Raw genomic sequence first — 15,902 nt, forward strand, 5'->3', positions numbered from 1 at the left:
CGCCGACTCGGCGGATTGGCGGCTCCCCTGGAAGAATGGGTGGACCATGCCCGTCAATGCCGCATCCGCTCCGAAGCCCGGTCGCACCGACCCCGCGATCATTCGCAACTTCTGCATCATCGCCCACATCGACCACGGCAAGTCGACGCTGGCTGACCGGATGCTCCAGCTCACCGGGGTGGTCGACGAGCGTGCTGCGCGTGCGCAGTACCTCGACCGGATGGACATCGAGCGCGAGCGTGGCATCACGATCAAGAGCCAGGCCGTCCGGCTTCCCTGGACCGTCCCCGAGGGCAACGCTGAGGGCGCTGAGCCCGGCACCTACATCCTCAACATGATCGACACCCCCGGACACGTCGACTTCACCTACGAGGTGTCGCGCAGCCTCCAGGCCTGCGAGGCCGCGATCCTGCTGGTCGACGCGGCCCAGGGCATCGAGGCCCAGACCCTGGCCAACCTCTACCTCGCGATGGGCGCCGACCTCCACATCATCCCGGTGCTCAACAAGATCGACCTGCCCAGCGCCGACCCGGACAAGTACGCCGAGGAGCTGGCCAACATCGTCGGCTGCGACCCCAGCGACGTGCTCCGAGTGAGTGCCAAGACCGGCCTCGGCGTCGACACGGTGCTCAACGAGATCGTGAAGCAGACGCCCCCGCCGGTCGGCGACGCCACCGCGCCGGCCCGCGCGCTGATCTTCGACTCCGTCTACGACACCTACCGCGGCGTGGTCACCTACGTCCGGGTCGTCGACGGCAGCCTCAAGCACCGCGACCGCATCAAGATGATGTCGACCAACGCCGTGCACGAGATGCTCGAGGTCGGCGTGATCAGCCCCGAGCCGGTCAAGGCCGGGGAGATCGGCGTCGGCGAGGTGGGCTACCTCATCACCGGTGTGAAGGACGTCCGCCAGTCGCGGGTCGGTGACACGGTCACCTCCCAGCACCACGGCGCCACCGAGTCGCTCGGCGGCTACCAGCACCCCAACCCGATGGTCTACGCCGGGCTCTACCCGATCGACGGCGACGACTACCCGGTCCTGCGCGACGCGCTGGAGAAGCTCCAGCTCAACGATGCGGCGCTCACCTACGAGCCCGAGACCTCCGGCGCGCTGGGCTTCGGCTTCCGCATCGGCTTCCTCGGGCTGCTCCACATGGAGATCACCCGCGACCGTCTCGAGCGCGAGTTCAACCTCGACCTCATCTCGACCGCGCCCAACGTGGTCTACGAGGTGCACATGGAGGACGGCAAGCAGTTCGAGGTCACCAACCCGAGCGAATACCCCGAGGGCAAGATCGCCGAGGTCCGCGAGCCGGTCGTCAAGGCGACGATCCTGAGCCCGTCCGACTACATCGGCACGATCATGGAGCTGTGCCAGGAGAAGCGCGGCAACCTGCAGGGCATGGACTACCTGTCCGCGGACCGCGTCGAGATGCGCTACACCCTGCCGATGGGCGAGATCGTCTTCGACTTCTTCGACCAGCTCAAGAGCCGCACCAAGGGCTACGCGAGCCTCGACTACGAGCGCTCCGGCGACCAGGCCGCCGACCTGGTGAAGGTCGACATCCTGCTCCAGGGCGAGCCGGTCGACGCGTTCTCCGCGATCATCCACAAGGACGCGGCCTACTCCTACGGCGTGATGATGGCCGGCAAGCTCAAGGACCTCATCCCGCGTCAGCAGTTCGAGGTGCCGATCCAAGCCGCCATCGGCGCGCGCGTGATCGCCCGCGAGAACATCCGTGCGATCCGCAAGGACGTGCTTGCCAAGTGCTACGGCGGTGACATCACCCGGAAGCGCAAGCTGCTCGAGAAGCAGAAGGAAGGCAAGAAGCGGATGAAGATGGTCGGTCGCGTCGAGGTGCCGCAGGAGGCGTTCGTCGCCGCGCTCTCGACCACCGGCCCGGCAGGCGACAAGCCGAAGAAGTGAAGCGGGAGCTGCTGGCTCCGCTCGCCGCGCTGGCGCTTCTCGCGGCGGGCTGCTCGGGCGACGACAAGGAGCCGGGGCGGCCGGAGCCGTCGTACGACGCCCTGACCGACCTGCACTGGAACGTCGCTGCCGTCGCGGACGGTGCTCTCGACACCTGCGGCTCGATCGCCGTCATGTCGGCGCCCGGGGAGGGCGCCCAGGTCGCGCTCGTGAGCAAGGACCGCGTGGTGGCGCCGGAGGTGACGGCGCCCTACGGATCTGCGGTCGTGGTCGACCGCCACTGGCGTACGAGCGGTGGCTGCGTCCCGACCGCCGACGGGCCGGTCGTGGTGATCGAGGCCCAGCAGGCCAACGCCAACCTCAGCGAGGGGCTGACCAAGGTCGTCGCCGGCTTCACCCCTGAGGGCGAGCAGCTCTGGTCGGTCGAGGAGGCTCCCACGCTGTTCGCGAGCTATCGCGGCCGTGGCTCGGTGCTGCTCGACGGGCTGGTCGACGATGACTGGGTGGTGCTCGACGCGCGCACCGGCGCCCAGGTCGCCTCGCAGGACACGGTGCAGGCCAACCCGGTCACGACCCTCTCGCCGACCCTGGTCGACGACATCGACGGCGACCTGGTCGACCTGGCCGACGGCAGCATTCTCGGCCGGACCGGCGATGCCACCGCCCAGGTCGACGACGACCGGATGCTGCTGCAGACCGTCGAGGGGCTCGAGCTGGTCGGTCTTCCTGACCTGGAGCCGATCTGGACCGCTGACGAGGACCTCCGCCTGACGGGCATCTGGACCCGGGCCGCCGACCTGTCGACGTCGACGATCGTGGCCTTCGACAGCGGCGGCGCGATCGTCGGCCTCGACCTGAAGACCGGCAAGCGCACCTGGACCTCCGATGCGGCGCGCAGCGACGTCGATGGGCTCCGCGTCCAGATCGGGTCCGGGGTCATCGTCTTCGGGGCCGCGAGCAACGACCCGACCGCTCAGGTGGTGCTCGACTCAACGACGGGGGAGGAGCTCACCGGCGCGGACGGCTACGTCATCGCCGATCAGGGGCTGCTGCTCGAGATCGTCGGCGACACGGTGCGCTCGATCACCGTCGACAACCTGCGCTGAGCCGCTCCGGCCACTCAGCCGACCGGATCGGGTGCGGGCTCGCCCCACTTCGCGCGCACCTTGCCCCAGAGGTCCGCGTAGGTCCCCGGAGCGCCTCGGTACGGCGAGCGCCGCGCAAGCGCGACCCGCACGACGGGGGTGAGCACGCGCAGGAGCGGACGCTTCCACCCGGCGCGCTCGCGGATCTCGGCGAGCATGCCGTCCCAGGTGTGGTGCTGGAAGTCCAGAGCGGCCTGCGCGGACGCGGTGTCCATCCAGTCCGTGGCGAACCACGAGGTGTCGTCGTCCGGGTTGCCCGGTCGCCCGACCGGCAGCGCGCCGGCCAGGCCCATTGCCTCGATGATGTCCGACCCGATCTCGCCCTGGACGCGGCGGTGACTGTCATCCCCGCCGATGAGGAACGTCTCGCCGACGACCGGCGCGGCCGATGCCGCAGCGAAGGCGGTCGCCACGTCGCGGACGTCGACGGTCTGGATGCGGCCGTCTGCTGGCAGCATCGCGCCGAACTCCAGGGCCTCGTTGCCTGCAGTCCCCGCCTCGACGGTCAGGACGCCGCCGAGCCGAAGCACCACGAACTCCAGGCTCGACGCCCGCAGGATCGCCTCGGCCTCGGTCTTGTGCTGGCCGTAGCTGTCCGCGGGGTCCGGAGGGGTGTCGACCGTCAGCAGGCCGAGGTCGCGGTGCGGGTTGCGGGCGCCGTACACGGCGACGCTCGACGCCATCACGAGCCGGGGTGGCCGGGCGAGGCGCTCGGCGGCAGCGACGAGGATCTCCACAGCACCCACGTTGACGGCGCGCGCCACGCGGGGCGCGGCGTAGCAGGTGGGCGGGATGACCGCCGCGAGGTGCACGACGACGTCGGGCTGCGCCTCCTTCAGGAGTACGGCGACCTCGGAACTGTTCGTCAGGTCGCCCCACCGATACGTGGGACTCCCCGGTCCCCGGCGCCGGGCGACCGCCTTCCGGTTGGCGGGGATGTCGAGGTCGGTCGCGGTGACCTGCCACCCGTCGGCCGCCATCCGATCGACGACCGCCGTGCCCACGAGACCGCAGGCGCCCGTAACTAGAACGTGTTTCACAATGGCAGGCTAGCGGTGTGGTGACCATCCCGTCCGCTCGTGTCGAGGCCGTCCTCGCGGAGTGGGACCTGCGCCTCGATGGCGCCGCGATGCACGGGGCGTGCTCGATGGTTCTCCCGGTGCGGACGCCCGCCGGGATCCCCGCCGCGCTCAAGCTCGTCACGCTCGATGACGTGGAGTCGGAGCACGAGCACCTCGCGCTCCAGCGCTGGCGTGGCAGGGGAGCGGTGCGGATGATCCGGGCGGATCCCGCGCGCCGCGCGCTGCTGCTCGAGCGGCTCGAGGCCACCAACCTCTCCGACCACTGGGACCAGGAGGCGTGCGAGATCGTCGCCGGGCTCTACGCCCGCCTCCACGTCCCCCCGATGCCGCAGCTGCGCGACCAGGCAGCCTTCGTCGGCCGCTGGACCGCAGCCCTGCAGGACGACGCGCACGCCGTACCGCTCCCGCGACGCCTCGTCGAGCAGGCGGTGTCCCTGGCCACGGACCTTTGCGCGGAGCCCGCGACGGCGGTGATCCACGGCGACCTCCACTACGAGAACGTCCTCCTCGGCCTGCGCGGAGGCGAGCCGACCTGGCTCGCCATCGACCCCAAGCCGACCAACGGTGATCCGCACTACGAGCTCGCGCCGATGCTGCGCAATCGCTTCGAGGAGTACGGCGCTGCCGGTGGGGTCGGCTCCGTCCGCGACGGCATCCGCCGCCGCTTCCACACGCTCGTGGACACCGCCGGTTTCGACGAGGCCCGCGCCCGCGACTGGGTGATCGTGCGCAGCGTGCTCAACGCCCACTGGGCCTTCGCCGACGCGGTCCGCGCCGGGCGAGACCTGTCGCCCGACGAGCGCGACGTCATCACGACGTCGATCACGATCGCCAAGGCTGTGCAGGACTGAAACGTCTCCGTCGCGAGCCTGGAAGAGTGGCCCCATGGGTCTCTTTCGTCGGAGTCAGCCGAGCTCCGAACGCGTCAGCCACCCCGTCAGCGCGTTCTGGAGCTGGTGGGAGGCGCGTGGCCACCGAGTCGATCCGCATCGGATCTCGCCACTGACCGACGAGCTCGCAGAGCTTGTGGCGTCGATTCACCCCGAGCTCGTGTGGGAGTTCGGGAAGGGCGTGGACTCTGAGCACCGCCTGACGGTCTCTGCCGGAGGCGTCGCGGCAGTGCGCCCCGCGGCCGAGCGCTGGTTGCGGGCCGCGCCCGCGCCCACCGAGACGTGGGAGTTCCGGAGCAGCAAGGAGGCGGATCCCGCGGGCGCTGGTCAGACGCTCGAGATCGCCGGGGCCAGGATCAACCTCGCCGAGACGACCTTCCGCGTGGAGTCCTCGCCCGAAGAGTTGCGTGTTCACATCGGGGTGTTCCACCCACGCTTTCCGGATCTGTCCGACCAGGTCCGCGGTCAGGTCAGCTACCTGCTCCTCGACTGGTTGCTCGGTGAGGATGACGTCGAGCGGTGGCTCGGGCACATCGAGCCCCTCGTGGTGCCCCCTGGCCTCGGCGGTACCGCTCAGGACGTCGTCTCCGCGGTTGATCAGATCCGGTCGCAGCGGGACATCAACGAGTGGACCCTCGCGCGTTTCGCGGACGAGAAGGGGCGGCCGGGCATGGCGCTGTTCCGCCGGGGACTCCGCTGGCTGGACCACCCCACACTCGATCGGCACCAGCTCGTCACCGCCCGCTACCGCGCCCAACCCGACGGGCTGCCGGCCGACGACGCCGCCTTCGAGGAACTGCAGGCGATGGAGGAGGAGCTCGAGTCCGTGGCGGGCACACGCGGCGTCCTTGTCGGCCACGAGTCGCACTGCGGATCTCGGCGGTTCCACGTCTACACCGATGGCGAGGACCAGAACGTCGACGCCGACCTTCGCAGGTGGGCCCAGCAGCGGAGGGTCTCCCTTCAGGCGACCGCCGATCCAGCCTGGTCCCATGTCCGCCACATGACTGGCTGAGCACCGAAGTGGAGGGATCTCCGTGAACCTAGTTCACGAAATCCCCTCCGATCGCGCACGGCGTACGCGGAGCCGAATCGCTGGAGTCCTCCGCTGGGTGAGCAGATCGATGCTGCTCCCGGCGCGCCTATCGGTTGTCAGGAACGCGCACCGCGGTGGAGCGACCCGCCGGGGCCCGGCCAGGTCATCATCGTGGGCAAGCGTCCCTGCATCCGGTAGCGAGGAAATCGCGCGACGCTGACACCGACCGGCTGGGAGGATGGCGCCATGCCTCGCCTCTGCTCCGTCAGTGCTGGACTCCCGAAGGACGCCGACTGGGCGGGCATCGGCTTCACCTCGATCGACAAGCAGGCGCTCGAGGGTGCGGTCCAGGTGACCCGGCTCGGCATCGCGGGCGACCAGGTCTCCGACACGGCCCACCACGGCGGTCCGGACCAGGCGGTCTACGCCTACGCCCGCGAAGACCTCGCGTTCTGGGAGGCCGAGCTCGGCCTCGCGATCCGCGACGGTCAGTTCGGGGAGAACCTCACGACCGAGGGCATCGACCTCAACCGCGCGCAGGTGGGCACCCGGCTGCGGATCGGCGAGGTGATGCTCGAGATCGCCGGAGTCCGCACGCCGTGCAACGACTTCAAGGGGTGGATGGGGCTCAGCGGGTTCGACAACTCCGCGTGGGTGAAGCGGTTCACCGCAGCGCTCCGACCAGGCCCCTACCTGCGTGTGCTGGAGACCGGCACCCTGACCGCGGGCGACGCCATCGAGGTCGTCCACGAGCCGGCACACGGCGTGTCCGTGCAGGACCTGTTCGTCGCGCTCAACCTCGATCGGACCCGCCTTCCCGAGCTCCTCGCGATCGACGGATTGGCCGATCGGGTGCGTCGGAAGGTCGACGAATATCTCAACCCGTAGGGGGTTCGCTACCGGGAGCGGTGCGCGTGATCTAGGTTTACGAAAGATCCTGTCGTTCTCGGCTCGCATGAGGAGTGTCATGCCCATCAATTTCGACACGAGTTTCCTCGACCACATGCCGCAGAACGTGGCCACCCAGTTCCTGGACCGGGTGGCGGCGTCGGGCAAGCGTGAGGCCTTCCGCTTCCCGCGCGGTGAGGCGTGGGAGTCGGTGACCTGGGCCCAGGCGGGCGATTCCGTACGCCGACTGGCCGCTGGTCTTCTCTCGCTCGGCCTCGAGCCGGAGCAGCGTGTGGGCATCGCGTCCTCGACGCGCTACGAGTGGATCCAGGCCGACCTCGCGGTCATGTGCGCCGCAGGCGCCACAACGACGGTCTACCCGTCGACCGGCGCGGAGGACACCGCCTACATCCTGGGCGACTCCTCCTGCCGCTTCGTCTTCGTCGAGGACGGTTCGCAACTGGAGAAGCTGCAGGCCCACCGTGCCGAGCTGGCCGGCCTCGAGAAGGTCATCTCGTTCGACGACTCCATCGCCGACGGCGACTGGGTGATCACGATGGGCGCGCTCGGCGAGCTCGGCGACGCCTACCTCAAGGAGCACCCCGACGCGATCGAGACGGTCGCCAAGGAGATCCGTCCCGACCAGCTGTCGACGCTGATCTACACCTCCGGAACGACCGGCAAGCCCAAGGGCGTGCGCACGCTGCACAAGGCGTGGGTCTTCGAGGGCGAGGCGATCAAGGCGCAGGGCATCCTCGACGAGACCGACCTGCAGTTCCTCTGGCTGCCGATGGCCCACTCGTTCGGCAAGGTCCTCCTGTCGACCCAGCTCGCCTGTGGCTTCGCCACCGCGATCGACGGCCGCGTCGACAAGATCGTCGACAACCTGGGCATCGTGAAGCCGACCTTCATGGGTGCCGCCCCGCGCATCTTCGAGAAGGCGCACGCTCGGATCGTCACGATGACGGCCTCCGAGGGCGGTGCCAAGGAGAAGATCTTCAAGAAGGCGTTCGAGGTCGGCACCAAGGTCGACGAGCTCACGATGGCCGGCAAGTCCGTGCCGCTGCCGCTCAAGCTCCAGCACGCCCTCTTCGACAAGCTGGTCTTCAGCAAGGTGCGCGACCGTTTCGGCGGCCGGGTGAAGTTCTTCATCTCCGGGTCCGCCGCGCTCAACGCGGAGATCGCCTCCTGGTTCCACGCCGCTGGCATCCTCATCCTCGAGGGCTACGGCATGACGGAAAACGCCGCGGGCGCGACGGTCAACCACCCGGACCAGTACAAGATCGGCACCGTGGGCATGCCCTTCCCCGGCACCGAGGTCCGCATCGCCGAGGACGGCGAGGTGCAGCTCAAGGGCCCGCACATCATGGCCGGCTACCACAACCGCGACGAGGCCACGGCCGAGGCGATGACGGCCGACGGCTGGCTCCGCACCGGTGACAAGGGTGAGCTCGACAAGGACGGCTACCTGCGGATCACGGGACGCATCAAGGAGCTCTTCAAGACGTCGGGCGGCAAATACATCGCCCCGCCGGCCATCGAGGCCAAGTTCAAGGCGCTGTGCCCCTTCGTCAGCCAGTTCATGGTCTTCGGCGCCGAGCGCAACTTCGTCAGCGCGCTCGTGACGCTCGACCCCGACGCGATCGCGGGCTGGGCCAAGGAGAACGGCGTGTCCGGCGCCTACGAGGAGCTGGTCAAGTCTCCGAAGATCGTCGAGATGATCGGCGACTACGTCGAGCAGCTCAACGGCCAGCTCAACCGCTGGGAGACCATCAAGAAGTGGGAGATCCTCGACCACGACCTGACCATCGAGTCCGGTGAGCTCACCCCGTCGCTCAAGGTGAAGCGCGCCGTCGTCGAGGCCAACAACAAGGACCTCATCGCCTCGTTCTACAGCTGAGGACAGACGCCGCACAGCGATCGCACAGGCGCGCCGACTTCACTGGCGTGCATGACGATCTCTGACGACCACCACGACGACGAGCACGACCTCGGACTCCAGCACGACCTCGGCACCTGGGGACGTCGAGGGATCCTCGGCCTGTTCGGCGGGCTCGGCGTCGCGGCCCTTGCGGGCTGCGGCGACGACGGCAGTACGTCGGCCAGCGAGTCGACCTCGAGCACCGTTGCCGCAGCACCGCCTGCCGGTGGTCCGGGCGGCGCGCCGCCGAGCGGCGGTGGGATGGGTGGCGACTCGAGCGTCGAGGTCGCCGACGGGGAGATCCCCGAGGAGACCGCCGGCCCCTATCCCGGCGACGGCAGCAACGGACCCAACGTGCTGACCGAGTCGGGCATCGTGCGCAGCGACATCACCTCCAGCTTCGGCACCGCCTCGGGCGTCGCCGACGGGGTGCCGACGAAGGTCCGCCTCCGCGTCTACGACCTGTCGGGTGACGACATCACCCCGATGGCCGGCGCCGCGATCTACCTGTGGCACTGCGATGCCGAGGGCCGCTACTCGATGTACTCCGAGGGCGTCACCGAGGAGAACTACCTCCGCGGCGTCCAAGAGGCCGACGACGACGGCTGGCTGGAGTTCACGACGATCTTTCCCGCCTGCTACTCCGGTCGCTGGCCGCACATGCACTTCGAGGTCTACGAGAGCCTGGAGAAGGCGACCAGTGCCGACAACAAGCTCCGCACCTCGCAGCTCGCGATCCCGAAGGACATCTGCGACGAGGTCTACGACAACGTCGACGTCTACGCGGCGAGCGTGACCAACCTGGCGCAGGTCAGCCTCGACAGCGACGGGATCTTCTCCGACGGCTACTCCCTGCAGCTCCCGAAGGTGACCGGGTCGGTCGACGAGGGCTACACGATGACGCTCAACGTGCCGGTCTGATCCCCCGTAGGGGAGAATCAACGGGTGCCGTCCGCGTTGCCCGAAGGGGACCCCGTCCCGACCGACGGCGCACTCCCGGAGTCGGCCCTCGCCGACCTCGGGCAGCGTCGTTTCGGGTTCTACGTGCACGTGCCCTTCTGCACCGTGCGCTGCGGCTACTGCGACTTCAACACCTACACGGCCGAGGAGCTCGGCGGCGGCGTCTCCCGTGGGACCTACGTCGACCATGCGATCGCCGAGGTGCGCCTGGCCCGCCGTGTGCTGGGCGAGCGGGACCTGCCGGTCGCGACGGTGTTCCTGGGCGGCGGCACCCCCACGCTGCTCCCGGCCGCCGACCTCGGGCGGCTCCTCACGGCGATCGACGACGAGTTCGGTCTCGCTCCCGGCGCCGAGGTGACGACGGAGGCCAACCCCGACTCCGTCGACCGCGCCTACCTCGACGAGCTGCGCGCAGCCGGCTACAACCGGATCTCCTTCGGCATGCAGTCGGCCGTGCCGCACGTGCTCGCCACCCTCGACCGCACCCACGACCCGGCTCGCGTCCCCGTGGTCGTCGAGGCGGCGCGCGCGGCGGGTTTCGAGCAGATCAGCCTCGACCTCATCTACGGCACGCCGGGGGAGAGCGCGGCCGACTGGCGGACATCCGTCGAGGCGGCGCTCGCCTGCGCGCCCGACCACGTGTCGGCGTACTCCCTCATCGTCGAGGACGGCACTGCACTGGCCCGCCGCGTCAAGCGCGGCGAGCTCCCGATGCCCGACGACGACGACCTCGCCGACAAATACGTCGCTGCCGACGACCTTCTCGAGGCCGCCGGCCTGTCCTGGTACGAGGTCTCCAACTGGGCGCGCGACGACGCCGCTCGCTGCCGCCACAACCTCGCCTACTGGCGCGGCGACGACTGGTGGGGCGTTGGCCCCGGTGCCCACTCCCACGTCGGCGGCGTGCGGTGGTGGAGCGTCAAGCACCCCGCCGCGTACGGCGACCGGCTGGCCGCAGGTGCGAGCCCGGCCCACGCTCGGGAAGTCCTCGACGACGAGACGCAGCGGGTGGAGCGGGTCCTGCTCGAGGTCCGGATCCGCGAGGGTCTCGACGCCGCCGCCCTCGACGAGGCCGCGGTCGCCGAGCTGCCCGCCTTGATCGGGCAGGGCCTGGTGGAGCCCGCGCCGTGGGCGCAGGACCGCCGGGTGGTCCTCACTCGGCAGGGTCGGCTTCTCGCGGATCTCGTCGTGCGCGACCTGCTGCCCTGACGGCCGTAGGATCGCGGTCGTGGGACAGCAGCCGCCGGAGTATCAGCCCTACCAGCAGCCCGGACAGCAGCCGGGACAGCCTTATGGCGAGCAGCCGTACGGCCAGCAGCCCTCCGGGCAGCTGCCGCCGCCCCCGCCGCAGCCCTACGGCCAGCCGTATGGCCAGCCCTACGGACAGGCCTACGGCCAGCCGGTGCCCTCCGCGTTCAACCCGAACGCGCCCTATGGCATCGACCCGATGACGGGGATGCCCTTCTCCGACAAGACCAAGCTGGTCGCCGGTCTCCTGCAGATCCTGCTGCCCTTCGGCATCGGGCGCTTCTACATGGGGCAGACGGGTCTGGGCGTCGCCCAGCTGCTGGTCGCGATCTTCACGTGCGGCGTCGGCACGCTGTGGTCGCTGATCGACGGCATCATCATCCTGACGGGCAACCCGCGCGACAGCCTGGGCCGCCCGATGAAGATGAGCTAGTCGGTCGTCACGAAGTCGATGAGCTCCTCGACCCGGCCCAGCAGCTCGGGCTCGAGGTCGGCGTAGGAGCTCACCTTCGAGAGGATGTGCTTCCAGGCGCGCGCGATGTCGGCCTGGTCGCGGTGCGGCCAGCCGAGGTGCTGGCAGACGCCCTTCTTCCACTCGATGTTGCGCGGGATCGTGGGCCACGCCTTGAGGCCGATCCGCTCGGGCTTCACGGCCTGCCAGATGTCGATGTAGGGGTGGCCGACGATCCGCACGTGCGGGCCGTTGGGACCGCGCACGATCGCGTCGGCGATGCGTGACTCCTTCGAACCCCGCACGAGGTGGTCGACGAGCACGCCGACCCTGCGTTGGGGGCCGGGCTTGAAGGAGACCAGGTGCTCGGAAAGGTCGTCGACGCCGCCGAGGTATTCGACGACGACGCCCTCGATCCGCAGGTCGTCGCCCCAGACCTTCTCGACCAGCTCGGCGTCGTGGCGGCCCTCGACGAAGATCCGGCTGGCCCGGGCCACCCGCGCCTTCGCGTCGTGGACCGCGACCGATCCGCTCGCGGTCCGCGTGGGCTTCGCCGGAGCGGCCCTGCGCACCGGCGCGGTGAGGATCACGGGCTTGCCCTCGAGCAGGAATCCGGGCCCCAGCGGGAAGGTACGGCGCTTGCCGCGCCGGTCCTCCAGCGTCAGCGTGTGGAGGTCGCGGTCGACGGCCACGATCTCGCCGCACCAGTCAGCGGTGACCTCCTCGACCACCGCTCCGAGCTCGGCCGGAGCCTCGACGGCACGCCCGTTCTTCGGCTTCTTCCAGTCCCCGGAAAGCACGTCGGTGCCATAGCGATCCACGACAGACAACCGTAGTCGTGGACGGTGTCGGTTCTTCGCGGGACACTCGGGGCGTGCTGGATCGCATCACCGGATGGCTCTACGCGCGGCTGGGGCCGCGCTACTGGGTCGTGCTCGCGGTCGGGCAGGCAGCGGTGTCGATCTTCGTCGCCCTGATCACGGTCGCGATCCTCGCGTCCTACTACGACGCCGACCTCGACCGCGTCGTGCGACTTGCGGCCTTCGGCTCCCTCCTGACCGCCATCGCGATCCTGCTCGCCTCGTTGCGCACGCGCTCGGCGTTCTGCGCGGTGGCGACGTGGCACGACACCCCCGATCCGACGCCGGAGGAGACGGTCAGCGCGTGGGAGACCGCGACGACGCTGACCTACCGGCAGTTCCGCCGCAACAGCTGGTGGATCAACCCCTTCGTGGTGCTGCCGACCAGCGTGTTCGGCGTCGCGCTCTTCGACCTCCGCCCGGTGGACTTCTTCGCGCTCGTCCTGGCGTGCATCGTGCCGGCCGTCTACGCCACGATCCTGAGCTACTCCGCGGGGGAGATGCTGTCGCGGCCGATGGTCAGTGACATCGCCAAGGTCCTGCCCGACGACTTCGTCTTCCTGCGCCTGGGTCTCCCGGTCCGCAAGCGGATCCTCCTCGGTCCGTCGACCTACACGATCACCACCGCGCTCCTCGTCGCGACGCTGCTCGGCGACCGCGGCGGCTCCGACGACCTGGTCCTCGCGGTCGTCGCCTCGGTGGGCGTCGGCCTGGCTCTCTCGCAGGAGCTGTCCGTGCTGCTCGCGGAGGCGATCACGACCCCGGTCGAGCGCGTGCGGCGGGCGATGGCGCGGGTCGCCGACGGCGACCTGACCGCGCGGGTGCTGGTGACGACCAGCGACGAGCTCGGCGAGCTCGCTCACGACTTCAACATGATGGCGCGCGGCCTCGAGGAGCGTGAGCAGATGCGCGCCGCCTTCGGCACCTACGTCGACAAGGAGGTGGCCGCGCTCATCCTGTCGGGGCAGTTCCCCGACGAGGGCGTCGAGGTCGACGTCTCGATCATGTTCTGCGACGTCCGAGGATTCACCTCCTACGCCGAGCGCGCGCCCGCGCCCGAGGTGGTGGCCACCCTCAACACGCTGTTCTCGACGATGGTTCCGGTCATCGACGAGCACGGCGGTCACGTCGACAAGTTCATCGGTGACGGGCTCCTGGCGGTATTCGGCGCTCCCGAGCCCTACCTCGACCACGCCGACCGTGCCGTGGCCGCGGCGCTCGCGATCGTGGAGGCGACCGAGCGGGCGGGCACCGGGCTCTCCGTGGCGGTCGGCGTCAACAGCGGACGCGTGGTCGCGGGATCCATCGGCGGGGCGGGTCGGCTCAACTTCAGCGTGATCGGCGACGCCGTCAACGTCGCGGCTCGGGTCGAGGCGGCGACCCGGGAGACCGGCGACGACGTGCTGATCACGGGCGCCACCGTGGCAATGCTGCAGCGTGAGGTGCCGCTCGTGTCACGGGGCAGCATGCCGTTGAAGGGGAAGTCGGAGCCGCTCGAGGTCTTCGCGCCGCTCCCGGTCAGCGCGACCGACGACTTGTCAGAGGAGCGGCAGTCGCTTCTGTGAGCGCGGCAGCTGCTCATAGCCGAGCCGTACGGCGTCACCCAGCGCCTCGCGCGGGAAGGGCCACTCCGCCTCGGCCAAGGCGTCGGCCACCGGCACGCCGCGCCCTGCGAGGTCGCGGATGGTCTCGGCGACCACCCCGATGTCAGCGCGTTGATCGAAGACGAACTCGCGATCGACGACCGCCCCGTGGCCCGGGACCACGACCGTCGCAGGTGTCATCAGCTGGATGACCAGGTCGAGGGTCAGTGGCCAGTCCATGGGGAAGCAGTCGGTGCCGTAGGCCGGGGGACCGGACTGCTCGATGAGATCACCGGCGAGCAGGACGTCCGCATCGGGCACGCGGACGACCAGGTCGCCCGCCGTGTGACCCCGGCCGGGGTGCACCAGCTCGATCGCGCGGTCGCCGAGATCGACCACCGCAGCCGAGGAGAACGTGTGGTCGGCCGGCACGATCGCGGTCGCGCGGATGTCGGGCATGTGGGGATCGTCGTACTTCTCGGACTTGGCCTTCCACGCCTCGCCGCTGGGGATGGTGCGAGCGGCGGCTTCCTCGGTCGCGTGGATGGGGAGGTCGCCGTACTCCTGGCGGAACGTGCCGTTGCCGAAGGTGTGGTCGAAGTGCTCGTGGGTGTTGACGACCGCCACGACCTCGCCGGCGCCCAGGGCACGGATGTCGTCGATGACGTCGCGCGCGAGCTGGCCCGACGCGTAGGTGTCGACGACCGCAAGGCCGCGCGAGCCGCCGACGAGGCCGATGTTGAGGTCGATGAAGTCGTAGTGGGCGACCCAGACCCGGTCGGCGATCTCGGTGAACGGCATGACCGAGACCGTAGTCGCCAGGCGGTAGGCTTGGCACTCCGGTTACCCGAGTGCCAACACGATCGAGCAAGGAGGCGAGATGCAGGAGGACCGCAGGCTCGCCGTGCTGCGCGCGATCGTGGAGGACTACGTCGCGACCGAGGAACCGGTCGGTTCCAAGGCGCTCGTCGAGCGCCACGGGCTCAACGTCTCCCCGGCGACGATCCGTAACGACATGGCGGCGCTCGAGGAGGAGGGCTACCTCACCCAGCCGCACACGAGTGCGGGTCGGGTGCCTACCGACAAGGGCTACCGGCTGTTCGTCGACCGGCTGACCACGGTCAAGCCGATGAGCCAGGCCGAGCGGCGTGCCGTCACGACCTTCCTCGACGGCGCCGTCGACCTCGACGACGTCGTCCACCGCTCGGTGCGGGTGTTGGCGCAGCTGACCCGCCAGGTCGCGGTCGTCCAATACCCGACCCTCTCCCGCTCGACGGTCCGCCACGTCGAGCTGGTCGCGCTGACCGCGAGCCGGCTGCTCGTCGTACTCATCCTCAGCACCGGTCGCGTCGAGCAGCGTCTCGTCGAGCTCGACCGCGAGCTCGCCGACGACGAGCTCGGCACTCTGCGGTCGCGGGTCAACCTCGCCGCGACGGGGGAGCAGATCTCCGACGCCGTGATCGCACTCAACGCGCTCGTCGCCGGGGACCACCCCGCCTCGCCGGTGATGTCGTTGGTCGTCGAGACCCTGGTCGAGGCGATGAGCGACCACCGCTCCGACGAGCGGATCGCGGTCGGCGGCACTGCCAACCTGGCGCGCTTCGGCGACAGCTTCGACTCCGCCGTGCGTCCGCTCCTCGAAGCGCTCGAGGAGCAGGTCGTCCTCCTCAAGCTGCTCGGCGAAGCCAACAGCGGCGGCGCCGTGACGGTCCGCATCGGGGCCGAGGGCCCCTACGAGGAGCTGTCCTCGACCAGCGTCGTCGCGACCGGCTACGGGCCGGGTGACGCGCTCGCGTCCCTGGGCATCGTCGGGCCCACGCGTATGGATTACCCGAGCACGATGGCGGCCGTCCGTGCCGTTGCGAAATACGTGTCCCGGGTCCTCGACGAGGGCTGACCGACCCGCCCGAC

At 69.8% G+C, this 15,902-nt stretch carries 14 protein-coding genes; 11 read left to right on the forward strand and 3 right to left on the reverse strand.

Annotated elements, in window-relative coordinates:
• Positions 1 to 46: 46 nt before the first annotated feature.
• On the forward strand, positions 47 to 1,927 hold the full coding sequence (gene lepA, locus F0U44_RS15725) for a translation elongation factor 4 (RefSeq protein ID WP_149729309.1): 1,881 nt from the start codon (positions 47 to 49) through the stop codon (positions 1,925 to 1,927).
• Positions 1,924 to 3,033 carry a PQQ-binding-like beta-propeller repeat protein gene (locus F0U44_RS15730; protein WP_149729310.1) on the forward strand — a complete coding sequence of 370 codons (1,110 nt, stop codon included), beginning with the start codon at positions 1,924 to 1,926 and terminating at the stop codon, positions 3,031 to 3,033. Before lepA ends, F0U44_RS15730 begins: the two co-directional genes overlap by 4 nt.
• A 14-nt stretch (positions 3,034 to 3,047) precedes the next feature.
• Here the strand turns inward: F0U44_RS15730 and F0U44_RS15735 are convergent, their stop codons facing one another.
• Positions 3,048 to 4,112, reverse strand: coding sequence for an NAD-dependent epimerase/dehydratase family protein (locus F0U44_RS15735; protein WP_223163714.1), 1,065 nt, complete (start codon positions 4,110 to 4,112; stop codon positions 3,048 to 3,050).
• 20 nt (positions 4,113 to 4,132) lie between these two features.
• On the opposite strand from F0U44_RS15735, the gene F0U44_RS15740 reads away from it, so the two are divergent.
• From F0U44_RS15740 to F0U44_RS23295, 7 genes are all read left to right on the forward strand, one after another.
• A complete protein-coding gene (locus F0U44_RS15740; protein WP_223163715.1) occupies positions 4,133 to 5,005 on the forward strand; it encodes an aminoglycoside phosphotransferase family protein in 873 nt (290 codons plus the stop codon).
• A 34-nt stretch (positions 5,006 to 5,039) separates the two neighbouring features.
• Positions 5,040 to 6,059, forward strand: coding sequence for a DUF695 domain-containing protein (locus tag F0U44_RS15745; RefSeq protein ID WP_149729312.1), 1,020 nt, complete (start codon positions 5,040 to 5,042; stop codon positions 6,057 to 6,059).
• 267 nt (positions 6,060 to 6,326) lie between these two features.
• Entirely contained in the window at positions 6,327 to 6,968 is a 642-nt protein-coding gene (locus tag F0U44_RS15750; RefSeq protein ID WP_149729313.1) for an MOSC domain-containing protein, read from the forward strand.
• Between the two features lie 79 nt (positions 6,969 to 7,047).
• A complete protein-coding gene (locus tag F0U44_RS15755) occupies positions 7,048 to 8,868 on the forward strand; it encodes an AMP-dependent synthetase/ligase (RefSeq protein ID WP_149729314.1) in 1,821 nt (606 codons plus the stop codon).
• Between the two features lie 51 nt (positions 8,869 to 8,919).
• Positions 8,920 to 9,810, forward strand: coding sequence for a dioxygenase family protein (locus tag F0U44_RS15760; protein ID WP_149729315.1), 891 nt, complete (start codon positions 8,920 to 8,922; stop codon positions 9,808 to 9,810).
• 24 nt (positions 9,811 to 9,834) lie between these two features.
• On the forward strand, positions 9,835 to 11,058 hold the full coding sequence (gene hemW / locus F0U44_RS15765) for a radical SAM family heme chaperone HemW (protein ID WP_149729316.1): 1,224 nt from the start codon (positions 9,835 to 9,837) through the stop codon (positions 11,056 to 11,058).
• Positions 11,059 to 11,077: 19 nt separating this feature from the next.
• Complete coding sequence (locus F0U44_RS23295; RefSeq protein ID WP_223163716.1) at positions 11,078 to 11,530, forward strand: TM2 domain-containing protein; 453 nt, start codon at positions 11,078 to 11,080, stop codon at positions 11,528 to 11,530.
• On the opposite strand, the gene F0U44_RS15775 is transcribed toward F0U44_RS23295, so the two are convergent.
• A complete protein-coding gene (locus F0U44_RS15775) occupies positions 11,527 to 12,369 on the reverse strand; it encodes a DUF3097 domain-containing protein (protein ID WP_223163717.1) in 843 nt (280 codons plus the stop codon). The two genes, F0U44_RS23295 and F0U44_RS15775, sit on opposite strands and share 4 nt — an antisense overlap.
• A 53-nt stretch (positions 12,370 to 12,422) precedes the next feature.
• Here F0U44_RS15775 and F0U44_RS15780 point away from each other — a divergent pair, with 53 nt between their 5' ends.
• The gene (locus F0U44_RS15780) at positions 12,423 to 13,973 is read left to right on the forward strand and encodes an adenylate/guanylate cyclase domain-containing protein (RefSeq protein ID WP_149729318.1); all 1,551 of its coding nucleotides are present in this window, start codon (positions 12,423 to 12,425) and stop codon (positions 13,971 to 13,973) included.
• On the opposite strand, the gene F0U44_RS15785 is transcribed toward F0U44_RS15780, so the two are convergent.
• Positions 13,947 to 14,792, reverse strand: coding sequence for an MBL fold metallo-hydrolase (locus F0U44_RS15785; protein ID WP_149729319.1), 846 nt, complete (start codon positions 14,790 to 14,792; stop codon positions 13,947 to 13,949). The genes F0U44_RS15780 and F0U44_RS15785 overlap by 27 nt on opposite strands.
• 79 nt (positions 14,793 to 14,871) lie before the next feature.
• On the opposite strand from F0U44_RS15785, the gene hrcA reads away from it, so the two are divergent.
• Complete coding sequence (gene hrcA, locus F0U44_RS15790; protein WP_149729320.1) at positions 14,872 to 15,888, forward strand: heat-inducible transcriptional repressor HrcA; 1,017 nt, start codon at positions 14,872 to 14,874, stop codon at positions 15,886 to 15,888.
• Positions 15,889 to 15,902: the final 14 nt, after the last annotated feature.

It is taken from the genome of Nocardioides humilatus, from assembly GCF_008373755.1.
In the GTDB taxonomy this organism is placed as follows: Bacteria; Actinomycetota; Actinomycetes; order Propionibacteriales; family Nocardioidaceae; genus Nocardioides; species Nocardioides humilatus.